Annotated in this window: 16 protein-coding genes; 6 read left to right on the top strand and 10 right to left on the bottom strand. The window is 67.7% G+C overall.

Going from position 1 to position 18,680, the window contains the following annotated elements; translation table 11 throughout:
- The first annotated feature begins 23 nt into the window (after positions 1-23).
- On the top strand, positions 24-1,274 hold the full coding sequence (locus tag HDC31_RS06425; RefSeq protein WP_113680197.1) for a glycosyltransferase: 1,251 nt from the start codon (positions 24-26) through the stop codon (positions 1,272-1,274).
- Here HDC31_RS06425 and HDC31_RS06420 read toward each other — a convergent pair.
- From HDC31_RS06420 to HDC31_RS06410, 3 genes are read right to left on the bottom strand one after another with little or no spacing between them, the layout of a single operon-like run.
- Complete coding sequence (locus HDC31_RS06420; RefSeq protein ID WP_179515923.1) at positions 1,258-3,183, bottom strand: DUF6541 family protein; 1,926 nt, start codon at positions 3,181-3,183, stop codon at positions 1,258-1,260. The genes HDC31_RS06425 and HDC31_RS06420 overlap by 17 nt on opposite strands.
- Positions 3,180-4,079, bottom strand: a complete 900-nt coding sequence (locus tag HDC31_RS06415) for a glycosyltransferase family 2 protein (RefSeq protein ID WP_230977845.1) — start codon at positions 4,077-4,079, stop codon at positions 3,180-3,182. Before HDC31_RS06415 ends, HDC31_RS06420 begins: the two co-directional genes overlap by 4 nt.
- Positions 4,076-5,686 carry a glycosyltransferase gene (locus HDC31_RS06410; RefSeq protein WP_147251161.1) on the bottom strand — a complete coding sequence of 537 codons (1,611 nt, stop codon included), beginning with the start codon at positions 5,684-5,686 and terminating at the stop codon, positions 4,076-4,078. Before HDC31_RS06410 ends, HDC31_RS06415 begins: the two co-directional genes overlap by 4 nt.
- A 308-nt stretch (positions 5,687-5,994) precedes the next feature.
- Between HDC31_RS06410 and HDC31_RS06405 the strand changes: the two genes are divergently transcribed.
- Complete coding sequence (locus HDC31_RS06405; protein ID WP_218867324.1) at positions 5,995-6,831, top strand: ABC transporter permease; 837 nt, start codon at positions 5,995-5,997, stop codon at positions 6,829-6,831.
- On the top strand, positions 6,824-7,564 hold the full coding sequence (locus tag HDC31_RS06400; protein ID WP_371861874.1) for an ABC transporter ATP-binding protein: 741 nt from the start codon (positions 6,824-6,826) through the stop codon (positions 7,562-7,564). The genes HDC31_RS06405 and HDC31_RS06400 overlap by 8 nt, the downstream gene beginning before the upstream one ends.
- Before the next feature lies 1 nt (position 7,565).
- On the opposite strand, the gene HDC31_RS06395 is transcribed toward HDC31_RS06400, so the two are convergent.
- Positions 7,566-8,639: a glycosyltransferase gene (locus HDC31_RS06395; protein ID WP_179515922.1), complete on the bottom strand. Its 1,074-nt coding sequence runs from the start codon at positions 8,637-8,639 to the stop codon at positions 7,566-7,568.
- Between the two features lie 122 nt (positions 8,640-8,761).
- On the opposite strand from HDC31_RS06395, the gene HDC31_RS06390 reads away from it, so the two are divergent.
- Entirely contained in the window at positions 8,762-10,525 is a 1,764-nt protein-coding gene (locus HDC31_RS06390; RefSeq protein WP_179515921.1) for a DUF4012 domain-containing protein, read from the top strand.
- Between the two features lie 143 nt (positions 10,526-10,668).
- Entirely contained in the window at positions 10,669-11,253 is a 585-nt protein-coding gene (locus tag HDC31_RS06385; protein ID WP_046749531.1) for a hypothetical protein, read from the top strand.
- A gap of 239 nt (positions 11,254-11,492) precedes the next feature.
- On the opposite strand, the gene HDC31_RS06380 is transcribed toward HDC31_RS06385, so the two are convergent.
- From HDC31_RS06380 to HDC31_RS06355, 6 genes are all read right to left on the bottom strand, one after another.
- The gene (locus tag HDC31_RS06380; RefSeq protein ID WP_113680202.1) at positions 11,493-12,947 is read right to left on the bottom strand and encodes an LCP family protein; all 1,455 of its coding nucleotides are present in this window, start codon (positions 12,945-12,947) and stop codon (positions 11,493-11,495) included.
- Positions 12,944-13,411, bottom strand: coding sequence for a 5-(carboxyamino)imidazole ribonucleotide mutase (purE, locus tag HDC31_RS06375; protein ID WP_046749831.1), 468 nt, complete (start codon positions 13,409-13,411; stop codon positions 12,944-12,946). Before purE ends, HDC31_RS06380 begins: the two co-directional genes overlap by 4 nt.
- Positions 13,412-13,551: 140 nt before the next feature.
- Entirely contained in the window at positions 13,552-14,676 is a 1,125-nt protein-coding gene (locus tag HDC31_RS06370) for a 5-(carboxyamino)imidazole ribonucleotide synthase (protein ID WP_113680203.1), read from the bottom strand.
- Positions 14,677-14,809: 133 nt separating this feature from the next.
- Positions 14,810-15,313 carry a PH domain-containing protein gene (locus tag HDC31_RS06365; protein WP_046749535.1) on the bottom strand — a complete coding sequence of 168 codons (504 nt, stop codon included), beginning with the start codon at positions 15,311-15,313 and terminating at the stop codon, positions 14,810-14,812.
- 86 nt (positions 15,314-15,399) lie between these two features.
- A complete protein-coding gene (locus HDC31_RS06360; RefSeq protein ID WP_113680204.1) occupies positions 15,400-16,170 on the bottom strand; it encodes a biotin--[acetyl-CoA-carboxylase] ligase in 771 nt (256 codons plus the stop codon).
- Between the two features lie 2 nt (positions 16,171-16,172).
- Positions 16,173-17,456 (bottom strand): CDP-glycerol glycerophosphotransferase family protein, encoded by a 1,284-nt coding sequence (locus HDC31_RS06355; protein ID WP_058631844.1) that lies wholly within the window; start codon positions 17,454-17,456, stop codon positions 16,173-16,175.
- Between the two features lie 122 nt (positions 17,457-17,578).
- Between HDC31_RS06355 and HDC31_RS06350 the strand changes: the two genes are divergently transcribed.
- Positions 17,579-18,652 (top strand): glycosyltransferase family 2 protein, encoded by a 1,074-nt coding sequence (locus tag HDC31_RS06350; RefSeq protein ID WP_258546206.1) that lies wholly within the window; start codon positions 17,579-17,581, stop codon positions 18,650-18,652.
- Positions 18,653-18,680 lie beyond the last annotated feature (28 nt).

Genomic DNA, 18,680 nt, shown 5'->3' with positions numbered 1-18,680 from the left:
CAACGACGCCTAGGCTAGCTAACATGTCCAGACCGTCCGATCCGCCCGCTCGCCCATCCCTGGTCAGCGTCTCGAAGTACCTGCCCTTCGAGGGTATCCGTCATGCGGGAGGCCAATACGCACTGCAGCACTATCGAGCGCTCCGCGACATGTTCACGATCCACGTCGTCGCCCCATCGACACGCCTGAACCGCGATGCGTCCGCGACCGAGCCCGACCTGGACTACCGGCTGCTGCAGAGCAGGAGCCTCCTGTCGACGGACGCCGGCAAGCCCCTCGCCGATCTTCAGTCCGTCGTCACGGGAAGCAGCGCGCACCCGTGGTTCCGCCGTGCGCTGGCGAACGACGCGCCTTCGCGTGTGGTCCTGTCCGCAGCAGACATCGTCGAGTACCAGTGGTCGGAGATGTCGAGCCTCACCCGCACCGTGCGCCGTCTGGCTCCCGGAGCGAAGACCGTCATCATCGCTCACGATGTCATCACGCAGCGCTGGGACCGCGCAGCCGAGCAGGCGACGAACCCGCTGAAGAAGATGGCGTTCTCGGCCGCCGCTCGGGCGAGCAGGCGCCGTGAGCGTCGCTCGTTCGACGACGTGGATGCCGTGATCACGTTCAGCGAGAAGGACGCCGCCCTGGTCCGCGAGCTCTCGCCCTCGTCCGCGCCGGTGGTGGTCCATCCCGGTTTCCCCGTGCCTCCCGCTCGTCAGCGGGGTCGCCGGAACACGACGGTCGTCTTCACCGGCGCGATGAACAGGCCGGACAACGACGAAGCTGCGCGCTGGTTCCTGTCCGCCGTCTGGCCGCGTGTATCCGAGACGCTACCCGATGCCCGCTTCCGGATCGTCGGGGCGAATCCGAGCGCGGCACTTCGCGCGGCAGCGTCCCGCTCCGATGGAGTCGAGGTGACCGGAGCCGTCGATTCCTTCGACGACGTGTATTCCGATGCCGATGTCTGCGTCGTGCCGCTGCTCAACGGCGCCGGAGTGAAGTTCAAGACGATCGACGCGATGATGTGGGGCATCCCGGCTGTGACGACTTCCGTCGGTGCGGAGGGAATCGAGGGGGCAGACCTCCTCCACGCGGTCGTCGACGATCCCGACGCCTTCGCAGACGCCGTGATCAGTGCGCTGCGGGGAGCCGGCGAGGACACGGCGATCGCGGCCAGGGCCTGGGCCGTGTCCGTGTACGGTCTCGACGCGTTCCGCGACAGGCTCAGAGGTGTCTACGCCGCGCTTCTGGACGCTCAGCCGCAGGGGGACGTCAGTCGCAGCCGGTGATCTGGTAGAGGACGGCGTCACCTTCGGCGTCGATCTCGGTGACCAGATCGGATCGCCCGAGTCGCTCGAGACCACGATAACGATGCTCGTCGCCGTGGATCTCCTGCGAGCCGAAGTCGAGCACATAGTCGACCCCTGACCGCTCGACCGCGTCGCAGACCTGCGCTTCCGATCCGCGCCGGGAGAGCTCGTCCATGATCTCCTGCTCGTCGGGGCTCATCCCCATCAGGATGTGCGGCATGACGACCTCGCGGTCGGCATAGGCGTAAGCCATCCCGGTCCCTGTCCACGGGGAGCCGATGATGAGCGCGTCGTCGGGCACCTCATCGGGAAGCCGCTCCAGCAGAGCGCGCTCATCCGTCGAGATGAGAGGCGATGTCTCGGTGTATCGGTATGCCACGGCAGCGGCGGTCATCGCCTGCGCCATCGCCAGCGCCTGGCCGGCGAGGAGCACCACGGCCCCCACGGACATCCCGACGACGACGGACCGCCGCACAGACGGGGCTCCCACTTTCAGACGCACCCAGGCCAGCACCCATGCAGCCCCGACCGCCGCGAGCGGTACCGCCATGATGGGCAGAAGCGCCGCCAGGCGCGGAGCGTTGTTGTACCAGGCCGCCGTCATGAGGTCGCGCAACGGCTGGAACGGCATCGCGCTGGCGACCACGAAGAGCACGGTGACGGCGAGCATGAGGGCGAGGGCGACGACGTCCGCGCGTTGCCGACGCTTCGCGACGACGACCACGCCGACGACGAACAGCACCGCCATCAGCAGAGGGATCAGCTGGTAGCGCGGGGAGAGGGTGAGTGCCTGACCGAGCGCCTGGCTGATGGTCTGCTCTGTCGGCCAGCCGCGCGCTTCGAGCGGCGGACGCAGCACACGCCACGCGATGAAGCTCACGAGAGCGAGCACGCCGAACCCGATCGAGGTGATGATCACCCGGCGACGCTCCGGACGGGTGCGGAGGAATCCGATGAAGGCGAGGGAGACCGCGATCATGGAGAGGATGATCAGCGCGACGAGCGCCCCAGGGTGCGCGACGGCGATACCGGGGATCAGTCCGAGCACGAGCAGGACGAGTACGGCGTCCGGAATCCGATCATCATCGCCGTGGAGCCGCACGAGCTGGATGACGGCAGCGAGCGCCGCCGGCACGAGACTCACGCCGAGCAGGTAGGGATAGAGCACACCGTAATCGAGCATCAGCAGCGGGAACGCCGGGAGGAGCCCGCTCAGCAGGACTGCGCCGACGACGATCGTCAGTCGCCTCCCGAAGAGCACCACCGTGAGGAGCGCGACCGTGGCGGGCCACACCACGGCGGCGGTCGCGATCGTCACCGCGTTCGTGGCGACCATGATGGTCGTGCCGGTGAGCTGGACGACGAGCGCGACGATCGAGTGCCAGGCTGCCGGATAGAACGCCGACGCTCCTGGTGCACTCGTCATGCCGCCCACGCTCATCGGAGAGGCGTTCTCAGTGTCGAGGATGTACCGGACGGCATTCAGGTGGAAGACGTTGTCGAACGTCTGGGAGATGTTCTCCGGTGCGCCCACCACGAGCGCGATCTGAAGTCCGAACAGGATCGCCGCGACCACGAACGACGCCGCGATCATGGCCGTGCGGCGCGAGACCTTGCCCACCGACCCACGGGCGCGGGTGAATCGGGCGACGAGGTACGCGACGATCGCCAGGCCGAGTGCGGTGACGAGCACCGGGAGCACCGACCACGGGATACCGAGCAGGCCTGACCCCAGCGACGCGAGCACGATGACGCTCACCGACGCCGGAGCGGCGACGCCCCACGCCCAGAGCCCTCGCAGCGAGAGAGCCCTGGCGACGAGGTATCCGGGGAGGAAGAGAAGGGCTACCGAGATGAGGATGACAGGCGCCGCCCCCAGCCAGCTCACGCGTCTTCCGCCTCGGGATACCGCACCTTGGGGTTGAAGGTGATCCCCTGCAGCCACTTGCCGAGGAGGCGAGCGCGAAGGTCGAGGGAGACCTTTCCGCGGTGCAGGCTGACGAACAGCCGGGCGCCGAACTCGAGGAAATGCAGGAGTCCGCGGTGGTGCAGCTGCCACGACGCTTCGTTGCGCACGCCGTAGGCGAACTTCCACAGGCTCTTCCGGTCGACCATCGCGAAGTTCACGCCGCGGTTGTCGCCCATGTCATGGATCACCGAGCTGTCGAGCACCTGCACTCCGGGGCAGCGGGCGGTCAGACGCAACGTGTACTCACGGTCGTCGAACCAGATGAAGTACTCCGCGTAAGGGAAGCCGTATTCGGCGATCGCCCACCGCGGGATCAGCACGGAGACGAACGAGCACGCGGTGACCATCACGTTCTGCTGGCCCTTGACCAGGAGCCGTCCCCAGTCCCACGTCGGAACGGGATTGTTCATCTCGCAGATGCTGCCGTCCGTGAACTCCACGACCGAGCAGGCGAACGGCACGTCGGGGCCGAGCTCCGACACGGCACCATCGAATCCTGCGATCAATGCGGCGAGCGCATCCGGCTTCGGGTAGCAGTCGTCGTCCATGATCCAGACGTGATCGGCACCGGAAGCGTACCCCCGGCGCATACCCTCGGTGAATCCTCCGGCTCCTCCCGAGTTGGTCGCCATGGTGACGACCTCGACGGGCACCGGGAGCTCGAGGCCCGCCAGGTACTCAGCGGTGCCGTCGGTCGAGGCGTTGTCGATCACGAACAGCGTCTCCACCGGGTGCGTCTGCGCGGCGATGGAGGCGAGGACCGTCTTGAGCTTCTCCAGCCGATTGAATGTGACGACCACCGCTGCGACGCTCACCACGAGCTCACCTCTTCCTTGAACCATGAACTCGCGGACGGCTGCGACAGCAGCTTCTTCTCCGCCTTGCGCTCCTTGCGCCAGAGCGACTCCCTGGCCTTCTCGTCGCCGATGAGCGGCGCGACGGCATCTGCGAGTCGCCGTGCCGCACGGTGTGCGAAACGTGGCACGAGAGCGGGAGCGGGGATGATGTCGCGCTGAGCGCCGACATCTGTCGAGACGACGGGCACACCGTGCGCGATCGCCTCCAGCGTCGTCAGCGTGAGCCCCTCGTTGTGGGACGAGACCACGAGGACGTGCGCTTCGTCGAGCGTCTCGGAGACCGGCGTCAGAGAGGTGCGACGGACGATGTCATCGGTCATGTCCGCTGCGGCGATGATGTCGTCCACCCACCCGGCGAGCTCGCCGTCGCCGTGAAGGATGTACCGCACCGAATAGCCCTGGCTCTTGAGGCGAGCGGCCATCGCGACGAAGACCTCCGGTGCCTTCTGTCTTGCCAGCCGGCCGACGAAAGCGATGGTGAAGGTCTCCCCCTCAGCCCTGGACCGGAAGACGGCATCCTTCGGCTTGACCGTGAGTCCGCCCAGCGGAGCCATCACGACCTTCTCGGAGGGGATGCCCTGCACCTCGGTCATCCAGCGCGCGAGGCTGGGAGATATGACATGGTGCTTCGTCAGGGACTCGGCCGCGATCGCGCTGCTGAGCGGATATCCGCCCCCTCGGTACTCGACGATGTGAGTGCTGTCGATGATCGGGATGCCCGGCCGGGAGGCGGCGATCCACGCGATGCGGTCATACAGCCACTGGTTGTGGTGGATCACGACGCCGCGCACGTCGAACGTGCGCAGCAGAGCTCGCAGCAGCGGCTCGATACCGGGAGTCTGCGATTCGACCGTGGGCTCGGAGAACGGGATGAGCAGCGCGCCGTCGAGTTCCGGCCTCGTGATCCACGGCTGATGGGAGTCACGGTTCGTCAGGACGATGGGCAGGAAGCCGGCCTCGCGCACGAGTCGGACGGTTTCGAAGGCCCAGAGCTCTGCCCCTCCGAGCTGGAACCAGTGCAGACCGATGATCACGGCCTTCTGCGCGCCGGCGGGCGTCTGCGCGGCAGGGACGATGACGTCGTCCTCATGGAGTTCGCCCGGACGGAACTCCGATGCGTACTGACGGCGCTGCACCGGCGTGTGCAGCTGGCGACGGAACCGGAGAAGCGACAGATCGCGGAGGTCGTCGTAGAAGAGGGGCGCCCGGGCCTTCACCTGCCGTGCGACACGGCCGATAAGGTCCTGGCGCGGCATCTGATAGGGATCGGACTCCAACACCACGTCGGCCGAGACGTGCAGGTGCCGTGTGTGCGAAGCCGTGAGTGCGGCGGACACGGCCTCGGAAGGGAGAATCGTGCGGTTCTCCGGTGCGACCGTGCTGACGACATCGAAAGTCGTCAGACGATGCCTGTTGAACCGCGACATGCCGTCGAAGGTGCTGTCATCCGTGAGCCGCGGCGGCGTCTCACGCGTGCCGTCGTAGAGATGCACGCGGAGTTCCCGCTCCGGCGCCATCAGGGCGTGGAAGTTCAGCGCCCCCACCAGCAGACGACGCTCCCGCAAGGAGAATTCCGTTCCCGTCCGCTCGTCCGAGAAGCGAAAGAGGGCGGGTTGATCGAGAGCTTGGAGAAGTGTCACGAGTACCTGTTGCTTTCGGATCGACGGACGCACAGACCTCGGCGAGCCTATCAGCGACACCAGGCGTCACCCTGGGTCTCGGCTGTGCCACCACGGCGGGCATCCGGTCCCTCCTGGTTGCCAGGTAGCGCCCAGAGTCACTCGTATGATTGTCTCCGGTGCGCGCGAGACGGTCGGCGCATACGGAAGGTGGATCCGCGGTGCAACAGGCTCGCACGCTCGAGGCGCAGAGGTTGACGACCCCCGGCGCGAATCGAGGACTTCTCGAAGTCTTCCGACAGCGCTATCTCCTCTCGCTCATCGTGCGGAAGGAAGTGCAGATCAGGTACCGGGGCTCCATCTTCGGCTGGCTCTGGTCGTACGTGAAGCCGCTCGTCCAGTTCGTCGTCTTCTTCGTCGCCATCGGCGTCTTCCTCGGTCTGAACGATCGAGTCGAGTTCTTCCCGATCTATCTGCTGTCGGGGATCACGGTCGTCACCTTCTTCAACGAGGCCTTCTCGAACGGCACGCGCTCCCTCGTCGACAATGCGGCGCTCATCAAGAAGATCTATCTGCCCCGTGAGATGTTCCCCATCGCGAGCATGATGATCGCCGCCGTCAACACGGTTCCGCAGATCATCGTCGTCGTGGGGATCTCCCTCTTCTTCGGGTGGGCGCCTTCCCTGGCGTCGGTGGCCGCGATCGTGCTCTCGCTGGTGATCATCGCCGTGCTGGCGAGTGGTCTCGGGCTGTTCTTCGGCGCGATCAACGTCACGTTCCGCGACGCGCAGAGCTTCGTCGAGATCATCGTCATGGTCGCGATCTGGGCGTCGCCCGTCATGTACGAGTGGACGCAGGTGGCCCGCGTCGCACCGGAGTGGCTCTTCGTTCTCTACCGACTGAACCCGATCACGGCGGCCGTCGAGCTGTTCCACTACGGCATCTGGTTCCCCCTCGGCCCCGACAACGCCTCCCCTCTCCCCGACCTCTGGATGTACGGGCTGATCGCCCTCGTGACGTCTCTCGCCGCGCTGGTCATCGGCCAGCTCGTCTTCCGCCGACTGGAGGGCCGTTTTGCCCAAGATCTCTGAGCCCCTGACGCAGACGCTGCCCCGCGTCGTGATCGACGACGTGCACAAGACCTTCAAGCTTCGTCACACGCATTCGATCAAGGAGACAGCCCTCGCTGCCATCCGCCGTAAGCCGCTCACGACGAACTTCCACGCCCTCGACGGAGTGTCGTTCGAGATCGGCGAGGGCGAGTCGGTCGCGCTCCTCGGATTCAACGGCTCCGGCAAGTCGACCATGCTCAAGCTGATCTCCGGAGTGCTCGAGCCCGACACGGGCACCGCCCTCACGCGTGGTCGAGTGGCCGGACTCATCGAGGTCGGCGCCGGCTTCCACCCCGATCTATCCGGCAGGGAGAACATCTTCCTGAATGCCGCGATTCTCGGCATGAGCAAGAAGGAGACCGAGGCTCGCTACGACGAGATCGTCGCCTTCAGCGAGATCGAGAAGTTCATCGACACCGAGGTCAAGCACTACTCCTCCGGGATGTTCCTGCGCCTGGCCTTCTCCGTGGCGATCCACACCGAGATGGATGTGCTCCTCATCGACGAGATCCTCTCGGTGGGCGACGAGCCTTTCCAGAAGAAGTGCCTCGCCCGCGTCCGAGAGCTGCACGCGCAGGGGAAGACCCTCGTCGTCGTGAGCCACGACCTCAACATGGTGTCGAATCTCTGCGAGCGCGGCATCCTGCTCAAGGGCGGGAAGGTGCACTTCGACGGTCCGAGCAAGGACGCCGTCGAACTGATGCGAGCCTGATTCAGAGGTCCGCGTGCAGTCCCCAGAGGCGTTCGGCTGAACTCGCCCAGGAGAAGGCTCGCGACCGATCGGACGCGAGCACCTTGAGGCGTTCGGCGGATCCGCCTGCCGCATCCTCGACCGCCTCCGCGATCGCATCGACGGGGACGATCCGCCCGCCGTCAGAGATGACATCACGATGCGAACCGCTGTCGACGGCGACGACCGGCAGTCCCAGCGTCATCGCCTCCACGGCACGCCAGGGCCACCCTGCCGTGGCGTCGGCGGCCACATACGCAGAGGCACCCTCGAGGACACCAGCACGGTCTTCGGCCGAGAGGGCGCCTCGCACATGCACGCGGCGCTCCGGGAGTCCCGACGCGGAGGCCGCCTCCACGTAGCGGGGCTCGGATCCCTCCGGTGCATCGATGACGATGGCATCGAGACCGGCCGCCACCGCTCCGCGGAAGCCTTCCGCCGCTTCGGCGACAGACCCTGTGAGCACCAGATACCCGCCGGTAGGCGACAGTACACCGCGGGGAGCGGCTCCCTCGCCGGCACCGCCGAAACCCTGCGGCGGTGCACCTGCGATCACGCGGATGCGGTCGCCGAGCTTCGCGAGCTCGGCGAGTCTCTCGGCGACGGCATGAGAGGGCACCACCACGGCGTCGGCGTGTCTCACGGCACGTCTGAGCATGCCGCGCTGCCACGCGACGTTCCCCTTGGACAACTGCTCCGGAGCGTCCCAGGCACGCAGATCCCACACCGTGACGGTCGTCTGATCGTTGTCGTGAAGCCGGTCGTGTCGGACGAGCGGTGCCATCAGGGTCGGCGAGTGGATGAGCCCTCCGCCGACACCGGGGGCGATGCCGAGCTGCCAGGCCGCGGCGAGCTCACGCCGGCCCATGGCGAGCGTGCGCACGTCGGCGATCCCCGCCACCGGCACGGAAGCACCTGCGGGGACGATCGCATCGACCGCGCATCCCGACGGCGCCGTGGCGACCAGACCGCCGACCAGCCCGACCGCTGCCTCGGCGTGGTCGGGATCGACGACGCTCGCGAGCTGATCCAGAACAACGCGTAGCCGAGCACCCATGGCCCCAGGCTATCCTCGCCATGCCGCTCCCCCGCGGAGCACACAGCCGGAGACGCGCGAATGTCAGCGTTCGCACAGTTTCCGCCCACCACGGCAGCAGAGGTTCGTGCTTGAATGCTCGAGTGAGCGATGGTCGACTTCCCGTCCGACGCCGATGGATCGGGTGGACCGTCGGCGTTCTTCTGTCCCTTCTGGTCGTCGCGATCGGCTGGGTCGCCATCCGAGGGTTCGGCGCGGTGAGCGATCTTCAGCAGGTGGCCAAAGGCAGCGCGCAGCTGAAGGCGGCGATCGCGGCCGGTGACCTCGACGCAGCCAAGCCCCTCGCCAGGAGCATCGCGCACAATGCGGACTCCGCGCACGACCTCACCTCCGACCCGGTCTGGCACGCGTTCGGAGCACTGCCATGGGTCGGCCCCAACTTCAGTGCCGTCAGCGACATCGCCGAGATCGCCGACGACGTGTCATCCGACGCGCTGACGCCGCTCCTCGACGTGGCGGCGGACTTCGATCTGGCGAGCCTCGGCTTCACCGGCGGCTCCATCGACCTCGCACCGTTCGCAGAGATCGCAGGCCCCCTGGGAACCGCCGAGACCGCGCTCACGGCCGCGCAGCAGCAGGCACGTCGCATCGACGCCGATGCGACGCTCCCCCCGCTCGCCGATGCCATCCGCACGATGCGTTCCTCCGTCACCGAAGCCGCGACGGTGGTCGGCTCGCTGCACGGTGCTGCCGTGCTGCTGCCGACCATGCTCGGCGGCGAAGGCCCTCGTACCTACGTGCTCGCGATGCAGAACAATGCGGAACTGCGCTCCTCGGGGGGAATCATCGGGGCGATCGCGCTGCTGCACGCCGAGAACGGAAGGATCACCCTCCAGACTCAGGCATCGACTCGCGACTTCCCCCCGCTCGACACGGCCCTGCCGCTCAGCGACTCGACGACCGCCCTGTTCGAGGACCGTCCAGGTCGCTATCTGCAGAACATCACGAGCATCCCGGACTTCCGCGAAGCAGGTGCCGCGATCGCCACCCGGTGGCAGGGCCGATTCGGCGGAACCGTCGACGGTGTCGTCGCCGTCGACGCGGTCGTGGCGAAGCACCTGCTCGCTGCCACCGGCGACCTCACGTTCGGACCTTTCACCGCGAGCTCCGACAACGTCACCGACATCCTTCTCTCGCAGATCTACGCCGCAGTCCCCGACCCCGCGGTGCAGGATGAGATCTTCGCGCAGGCCGCAGGGGCGTTGTTCGGCGCTGCGCTCTCCGGCGCAGAGCCACGAGCTCTGCTGGGAGCACTCGCGGACTCCGCGGCGGAAGGACGCATCCGCATCTGGAGTGCTCACGAAGATGAGGAGGCCGTGCTCGCCGACTCCGACCTCGGCGGCACGATCCCCGCGGACACCGGCGATGCGACCTACGTCGGCGTGCTGATGAACGACACGACCGGCGGGAAGATGGACTACTACACCAGGGCGTCCCTCTCGACGTCGGTCGGCACCTGCCAGGGCCAGCCGACGACCCAGGTGCGCGTGACGTGGACCAACACCGCGCCCGCCGACGCCGCCACCTCGCTGCCCACCTACGTCACGGCCGACGGCTTCTATGGGGTGCCCGCCGGCGCGGTGCGGACCCTGATCGCCGTGTACGGCCCGGAAGGAGCGACGCCTTCGCACATCGATCGCGACGGAGCGGAAGAGGGCGTTCAGACCGCGATGATCGGCGACCGCTCGGCGGTTCAGCACGAGGTGTCACTCGCGCCTGGCGAGTCGACGACGATCACCGTCGAGTTCCAGGGCACGGGTGCAGGGCAGAGACTCACCGAGGTGCTGCCCACCCCCCTCATCGACACCCCCGAGACGACACGGGAACCGCTGCGATGCGCTTCGTGACTTTCGCCACCCGATAGGGTATCGTCGACTCACTGGGGAATATCTGGCGTCTGTCATCCTGCCGTGGGGGCAGGAAGACGCCACGCAGTTGGATGCAGGGGTGTGTCCAAAGGCGATTCCGCGTGAAATTCTGGGGAGAAATCATGCTGAAGAAACTGGCTGCCATCAGCCTTGCCGCCGGCGCGCTCGTTTTCGTCGCGCCAACCGTGGCCACCGCTGCGCCGACTGCACCTGTCGCGTCGTCCGATTCCTATCCGACGCCTCCCGGCGCCAAGGTCGGCGACCCCATCATCGACATCTGCGAAGCGTCGACGATCGTGTTTGGTCCCGGCTACTTCGTTCCGTCCGAGAACGTCAACGTGGCGGTGTCCGGCTACAACGCCGCGAAGGCGGCGATCTCGGGCAACACCGCTGCCGCTGACGGGAGCATGACGCTCACGTTCCGCCCGCCGTCCGACGGCGAAGGCTCCTACGCGGTCGCCTTCAACGGCTCGCGCTCGTACACCGCGACCATCACCGTGTCGCACGGACACGATGCCGCGGCCAGCTGCGACCACGATCCCGGCGTCGCGGCTGCGGGCTCCGAGCTTCCCCTCACCGGGGGCGGCATCGAGCTGGCCCTGACCGGTGGAGACGTGTCGCCGTGGATCCTCGGCGGCGGAGCAGCAGCTCTGGTGGCCGGCGGAGCCCTCGTCGCAGTGGGAGCCTCGCGCCGCAAGCGCGCGTAGGTCCGGCTGCCGCCTCGTGCGGTGGTCGACTGGACGACGGTGATCCCTCCCCCTCCGATCACCGTCGTCTGGTGCATCCGGCGGAAAATCGCCGGAAGCCCACGGCTGTCCTCCTCCGGGAGGCGGTCGTGGGCTTTGTCGCGCGTGCGCTCAGGAGCGCCGGTGCCGACGGTGCCCGGGTACACGGCTTCGCCCTGGCCGTCGTGGGAAGTCCAGCACGCCTCGCCCGGGACTCTCGATCAGGGCTCGGGCGTCGGCGTCGCCGTCGGGGGGTGCAGCTTCTGCTGGATCATGTCGCGGATGAACGCGTAGTCCGGCTGGTGCTCGTCGACGCCAGAATCGGGCGTGAGCTCGATCGTGGTGACCGGCTGCTCCTTCGCCTTCAGCATCAGGTCGAAGAACTCGGGCAGCTTGTCGGAGGGAAGGTCGGTGCTGATCAACGCCGTACCCGCCGCTGCCACTTCGTTGAAACGTGTGAGCACCGTCTGCGGGGTGAACTGCGCGAGAATGGCCGCCTGCAGTTCCCGCTGACGCTTCATCCGATCCCAGTCGCTGGTGGTGTACCGCGAGCGGGCGTACCACTGCGCCGTGTCGCCATCCATGCGCTGCTTGCCGGGCTCGATCCACCCGATGGCCCACTCGTTCACATCGCTGCCCGTCCACCCCTCGGGCGGACCGCCCTTGGGCAGGCGCTCCGTGACGTTGATCTCGACCCCACCCAGCGCGTCGACGAGCTCAGCGAACCCGTGCATGTCGACGAACACGTAGTACGGGATCTCGATCCCGAGGACTCCCTCTGCGGCGTCCTTGGTGGCCTCGATGCCCGGTTCCGAGCCGTTGGCGACGGCGTCGGGGTAGAGCCCCTTGCCGCCGTCCTCCCGGCAGACCTCAGCGGCGTTGCGTACGTGGTTCATCCACCCGTTCCAACCGCAGGTCGAGGAGCCATGCCCCTCGAAACCGTCGGGATACAGCTCCTGCATCGGGCTGCCGTCGCTGAACGGTGCGTTCGGGAGTTCTCGCGGGATGCCGGTGATCGTCACGGCACCGGTGTCGGCATTCACCGAGACCACAGAGATGCTGTCGAAGCGCATCGAGTCACGGCCGTCGCCGCTGTCCGCTCCGAGGAGGAGGATATTGTAATAGCCGTCGCTGGGCGCGACGCTGGGGCCGCTCTGACCGAAGATCGATCCGATGGTGTTGCGGACGGACCCCACGGCCGTGGCCGCATAAGCTGCCCCGCCGCCCACGAGTCCCAGGAGGACCAGCGCGACGACCGGGATGGCGAGCCGGGACAGGGTGGGCAGCTTGACGAGCCTCACCATGCGCAACGTGTCGAACGTCAGCACCGCCCAGAGCACGACGTAGCCGACGAGCAGCGCCTGCACGAGTGTCAGGACCACGGTGGAGAAGAATCCCCCACCGATCGTGAGCCACAGCAGGACGGGACGGGCGAACAGGGCGAGCGCCACCGTGGCGATCGCGAGGAACCAGGCGAGCAGGGTGGCGCCGAGCCCGAATCGACCGAGTCGCCGATTGCCCGCGACGACCTGCGCCGAGCCCGGCACCAGGAGGTTCATCACGAGCAGCCACCAGCCGCGCTTGGTCATCACGCCGGGGTCGGCGGAGTCCGGGTGCCGTAGCGGCCGGGTCTCGATGAGCGGGCGCTGTGATGCGCGCGGAGGCGCAAGGGTCACAGCGAGCCCTTCAACCGTTCGTTCTTCTCCTCGACCTGCGCCTCGAGGTCGCGGGCATACTGCTCGACGCGATCCGCGAGCGCGACATCCGAGGTCCCGAGGATGCGTGCGGCGAGCAGACCGGCGTTGCGGGCTCCGCCGATGGACACCGTCGCCACCGGGATGCCTGCGGGCATCTGCACGATGGACAGGAGCGAGTCCATGCCGTCGAGGAAGGCGAGCGGCACCGGCACTCCCACCACGGGTAGCGGCGTCATCGAAGCGAGCATCCCGGGAAGGTGAGCAGCTCCCCCGGCACCGGCGATGATGACGCGGATGCCGCGGGAGCGTGCGTCGCGCGCGTACGACATGAGCTTGTCGGGGGTCCGGTGCGCCGACACCACCTCGACCTCGTGCGGTACTCCGAAGTCCGTGAGGGCCTGAGATGCGTCGCTCATCACGCGCCAGTCGGAGTCGGATCCCATCACGACGCCGACGAGAGGTGCGGCGGAGGAGTGCAGTGGCTCAGTCACCAGATCAGGGTACGGTCTGGTGCTGTGAGATTCCCCGAACGGCACACCTCTGATCCCGCATGTTTCCGGGAGTCGGCCCTGCCGGTCGCTGATCAATCGAAGTGGGCGGCGACGGCTCGCGCGACGTAGACCGCATCGTCGAGGTCCGCATCAGCGACGTTCACGTGACCGACCTTGCGGCCGGGCCTCGGAGCCTTCCCGTACGTGTGGATCTTCGCCTGCGGGTGCTCAGCCATCGCCGCACCGAACCGCTCCTCGATGGTGCCCTCAGCCGGTCCCCCGAGGATGTTCACCATGACGGACCAGGGCGCCCGCGGTGCAGTGCTGCCGAGCGGAAGGTCGGCGACTGCGCGCAGGTGCTGTTCGAACTGGCCGGTGACGGCACCGTCCTGGCTCCAGTGCCCGCTGTTGTGCGGACGCATCGCGAGCTCGTTCACGAGGATTCGCTCGTCCTCGGTCTCGAACAGTTCTACCGCGAGCATCCCGGTCACCCCCAGCCCCTCGGCGATGGCGCGGCCGATCCCCTCGGCGACCTCCGCGAGTCGTTCCGTCGCAGCGGGAGCCGGAGCGATGACCTCGGCGCACACGCCATCACGCTGCACCGTCTCGACCACCGGATACGCGACCATCTCGCCACCGGCGCGACGCGCGACCTGCTGCGCGAGCTCACGCACGAACGGGACGAGTTCCTCGACGAGGAGCGCGTCACCTTCGGCGAGCGCCACCAGCCAGTCCTGCGCCTCCGCGGCCGCACGCACGACGCGCACACCCTTGCCGTCGTACCCGCCGCGTGGCGTCTTCACTACACCGGCGCCTCCGTGCTCGTCCAAGAAGGCTTGGAGTTCGGGCTCCGTGCGCACCACAGCCCATTCGGGCTGAGGCACTCCGAGTTCCGCGAGGCGCCTGCGCATCACGATCTTGTCCTGGGCGTACTGCAGCGCGTCTGGTCCGGGGTGGACGACCACACCGCCGTCGACCAGCTGACGAAGGACATCCTGCGGAACGTGCTCGTGGTCGAAGGTGACGACGTCGACATCGGCCGCGAATGCGCGCACGGTCTCCAGATCGCGATAGTCGCCGACGGCCGTGGCCGCGAGCCCGGCGGACATCCCCTCATCCTCGGCGAGCACTCGCAGATCGAGTCCGAGCTCGACCGCCGGAGCGATCATCATCCGTGCCAGCTGTCCTCCGCCGATCACGCCCACACGCAGCGCCATGTGCCGCCTCCATTCGTCCTTCCCATTCTCGCTCACCGATCATGGCGCGCACGACAGGTTGCGGATATGGCGGCGCGATGGTGCAGCTCTACTGTGCACCTGTACGGTGCACCCGCCGCGGTCGACTCGCGGTTCAGTCGCCGACGGCCTGTGCGTCGCGATGGGCGAGGATCTGCCCGACCTCGATCTGATCTGCGAGCGTCTCGTGCACGAGGGTCACGTTGGGGACGTTGGGCAGTCGGAGGGGAGCATCGACACCGTTCGAGAGGATGATGGTTCCCGAGCCCCACAGGCGCTGCAGCGGACCGCGACGCACGGCGATGGTGTAGCCGCGCGCATGAGACATCTCATGACGACTCCGGGCTCCGAGCCCCTGACGAGCGATGACCCGTCTGGTGGTGACCGTGGTGGTCCGGGAGTACCAGATGATGAACGGCAGCACGACGGCGAAGAGCACCAACGCCCCGGCGGCGGCGAGGAGCATCCAGTCCTCGAAGCCCTCCGGCAGGTTGCCGAAGAAGTAGCCCGTGGCCCCGAACGCCGCGATGAGCACGACGGCAGACCAGAACAGACGCCGCGCGTGGCTCCGGAAGCGCGCGATCAGCAACTCCTCCGAAGGCGTTCCGGGCGGCGGCATCAGAGGCCGTCCACCGAGCGTCACAGGCTGGGTCACCCCACCATTGTGCCTGTGATCTGCGACAAAGCCGTCTGTGCGACGGCGTGTCAGCTTCCGGCAGGCCGCACGTGCACGACGTCACCGGCCGAGACAGCATGTTCCCGGCCGTCCGACACGACGAGAAGACGGCCTTCCGCGTCGATCGACGACGCCACGCCCTCCAGTACCGCTCCGGCAGGCATCGACACCCGCACCGCCTGTCCGATGGTCGCGCACAGCGCCGAGACGACACCGTGCAGACCGCTCGCGACCGCGTCCTCCGAAGCGGTGAGCGCGACCAGATGGCGGTCGAGCGTCTCCAGGTACACCGACAGCAGCAGGTCCTCGTCCACGGCAGCGCCCAGCGCGGCGAACGACGTCGCGGTGGGCAGAGGAAGCTGCTCGCGTGTCATCTCCGTGTTGACCCCGGCACCCACCACCACCGCGTCCGCGGTCGCCTCCGCGAGGATGCCGCAGATCTTGTGCGCGTCGACGAGCACATCGTTCGGCCACTTCATGGAGACGTCGTGACCGGGAAGCTGCGCGTCGATCGCCTTCACCATCGCGGCGCCGGCGGCGAGTGGAATCCACCCGCGTGCCGTGGGCTCCGCCGGCAGTGTCCGCAACAGCACCGAGACGGCGAGCGCCGAGCCGGCTGGAGCGACCCAGGTGCGGTCGAGACGGCCACGTCCGGCACGCTGATCGCGGGTCACCAGAGTCGCCAGGTGCGGCCACCCCTCGACCTCAGCAGCGTGCGCCCGCAGGTCGGCGTTCGTGGAACCGGTGTGATCCACCTGCACGAAGCGGGGCACGATCGCGCTCGACAGCGGGAACCGCATGCTCAGGCGTCCTCGTCTTCGGCTTCTTCGTCGTCATCGTCCTCGTCGTCACGGACGCTCCCGACCTCGCGGGAATGCCAGTGCTCCCACTCCTGCATCAGGCGTTCGACAGCGGCATGGAACTTCGCCGTCGCCACCCCCTGCGTGGTGTCGCCGAAGTAGTGCTGCACCCACATCCGGAGTCGGGCGATCGCCGCCTCGTCGGCCCGGACCCTCTCGACCTCCGCCACGATATCGTCGGCGCCCTCGACGGTGAGCCACTCGCAGTCCGACAGGTAGCCCTGCGTGTCAATCGACGCCTGCTCGTCGGCCGGCCGGGTGATCATGAGGGGCTTCCCCGCCGCGAGCCTGTCGTAGACCATGGCGGAGATGTCGACGATCGCGACATCGGCGGCCGTGAGCTGCCAGCCGAGTTCGGGGGCCGCGTCGTAGACGTGATGAGCGGTAGCGTCGGCGGCGTTCGCAGCCTCGATGGCCGCCACGATGCGCCGATGCGCCGCACCGTACTCCTCGTCGACCACCCCGCTGCGCGGGTGGGGACGGTAGATCACGCGGTGCGCGCCGGTCGCCAGCAATCGGTTCACGAGGCTCTCGCCGTGCGAGGCGATGGAGCCGTAGTGGGCACTGGGACGATCGCCCTCCCACGTGGGGGCGTATAGCACGACGGTGCGCTCGTCCGGCGTGTACGGAAGGGTCCCGGAGTAGTGATCCGCCTGCGGACGGCCGATCTCGATCGTGCGCCGGTCGACGTCGTAATCCCACAGTGTGCGTGAGAGCCGATCCCGCGCAGCCTGACCGGCGACGAAGGCATAGTCGTACGCCTTGTACTGGTTCGTCGTCATGTACATCTTGTCGGACTCGCCGTGATTGATGAAGACGTGCCAGCGCCGTCCGTAGCGGAACATCTGGAAGTTGCGGGTGTTCTGGTTCACGTAGAGCACGACACGGATGTCCTGCGTCGCGATGAAGCGCTCCAGATCACGCACTGTCGGCACGAACGCCACCGGTGGCGAGTCCTCCTCGAGCAGCTTCTCGGCCCCGGTCGCCTGCCGGGAGAGCACCACGACGGGCCAGCGCTTCGAGAGCTCGATGAGCGGGCGGTACCACTGGCGCATCTGGTACATGTTCACGGCGCCGTCGGCGAAGTAGACCGCGACCTTGAAGTGACCGGCGGGAAGCGGTTCCTGCTCCGCGAGGTGCCGCCGCACGCGCTGCACCGCCGAGCGTGACGCGAGCGCCCGCTTCAGCAGACGGTATGCCTTCTTCGCGTCAGACAGTGCACCCATCCCTCCAGGATAGTTCGTCCTGATCGTGCCCACCGGCGTAGGTCGCCGCGTCCAGCTGACCGAGGAGCGCCGTTCCCGCGCCCCTCAGGGAACGTCCGTCGGCGCCGTGCCATGATCGTCATGTGTCCGCATCCGAATTCCCCGCTCCCCCTTCCGGGGTGTCCTTCGTGATGCCGGTGCTCAACGAGCGCGCCTACCTCGAGCATGCGATCGCCTCGGTGCTCGCGCAGGACGTCGATGCGCCGACGGAGCTGGTGCTCGCGCTGGGACCGTCGACGGACGGCACCACAGAGCTCGCACGCCGACTCGCCGAAGCAGATGACCGGATCCGGTTGGTCGAAAACCCCGCCGCGCACATCCCGGTGGGCCTGAACGCCGCCATCCTCGCGAGTCGCTATGACACGATCGTGCGCGTCGACGCGCACTCCGAGCTCTCCCCCGGCTACGCCGCCCGCGCGATGGAGACCCTGGAGCGGACCGGGTCGGCGAATGTCGGCGGGGTGATGCACGCCGAAGGGCGCACCCCGTTCCAGAAGGCGGTCGCGCGGCTCTACAACTCCCCGGTCGGACTCGGCGGCGGCGCCTACCACGGGAGCGCGCACGAAGGTGAGGCGCAGTCGGCCTACCTCGGTGTGATGCGACGCGAGGTGCTCGACGAGGTCGGCCTGTTCGACGAGTCGATCCGACGAGGCGAGGACTGGGAACTCAACCTGAGGATCCGTCAGGCCGGACACCGCGTGTGGTTCGACCCCGCCCTCTCTGTGACCTACTGGCCACGGGAGAGCTGGCTGCGCCTGGCTCGACAGTTCCGGGCGACAGGCGCCTGGAGGGGTGAGCTCGTACGCCGATTCGGCAGGAGCAACGGAATCCGCTACTTCGCTCCCCCGGCGCTGGTCGTGGTCATCGCTCTCGCGGTCGTCCTCGCTGTGCTGCAGGTGACGGGGGTGCTCGCCGGAGCAGCCTCCCTCGTCGCGTCGATCCTCGTCTACGGACCGCTCGCGCTGTACCTTCTTCTCGTCCTCGGGGTCGCTCTCGCACCAGGCGGCGGCGGCTTCCGCCAACGACTCTGGACGATCCTGGTGCTCCCGACCATGCACGTCTCGTGGGGACTGGGCTTCCTCGGCGGGGTCCTGCGCGGCGCCCGCGACACCGTGGATGCCTCGCGTCTCGGCACCCGCAACACGCCTCTTCCCTGAGCCGGCGGCAGACACCAGCCCACACCAC

Origin of the sequence: Microbacterium sp. JAI119, assembly GCF_013410135.1 — a bacterium.
Classification (GTDB): Bacteria; Actinomycetota; Actinomycetes; order Actinomycetales; family Microbacteriaceae; genus Microbacterium; species Microbacterium oxydans.
The sequence above is the reverse complement of the archived record's forward strand: the minus strand, read 5'-3'. Positions and strand labels throughout refer to the sequence as shown.

What these genes read in the sequence shown, in the direction of transcription:
- HDC31_RS06355 (WP_058631844.1), bottom strand. Translation starts at nt 17,456, where the DNA reads ATGGGTGCACTGTCTGACGCGAAGAAGGCATACCGTCTGCTGAAGCGG.
- HDC31_RS06360 (WP_113680204.1), bottom strand. Translation starts at nt 16,170, where the DNA reads ATGCGGTTCCCGCTGTCGAGCGCGATCGTGCCCCGCTTCGTGCAGGTG.
- HDC31_RS06395 (WP_179515922.1), bottom strand. Translation starts at nt 8,639, where the DNA reads ATGGGTGCTCGGCTACGCGTTGTTCTGGATCAGCTCGCGAGCGTCGTC.
- HDC31_RS06365 (WP_046749535.1), bottom strand. Translation starts at nt 15,313, where the DNA reads ATGCCGCCGCCCGGAACGCCTTCGGAGGAGTTGCTGATCGCGCGCTTC.
- HDC31_RS06425 (WP_113680197.1), top strand. Translation starts at nt 24, where the DNA reads ATGTCCAGACCGTCCGATCCGCCCGCTCGCCCATCCCTGGTCAGCGTC.
- purE (WP_046749831.1), bottom strand. Translation starts at nt 13,411, where the DNA reads ATGGGATCCGACTCCGACTGGCGCGTGATGAGCGACGCATCTCAGGCC.
- HDC31_RS06385 (WP_046749531.1), top strand. Translation starts at nt 10,669, where the DNA reads ATGCTGAAGAAACTGGCTGCCATCAGCCTTGCCGCCGGCGCGCTCGTT.
- HDC31_RS06370 (WP_113680203.1), bottom strand. Translation starts at nt 14,676, where the DNA reads ATGGCGCTGCGTGTGGGCGTGATCGGCGGAGGACAGCTGGCACGGATG.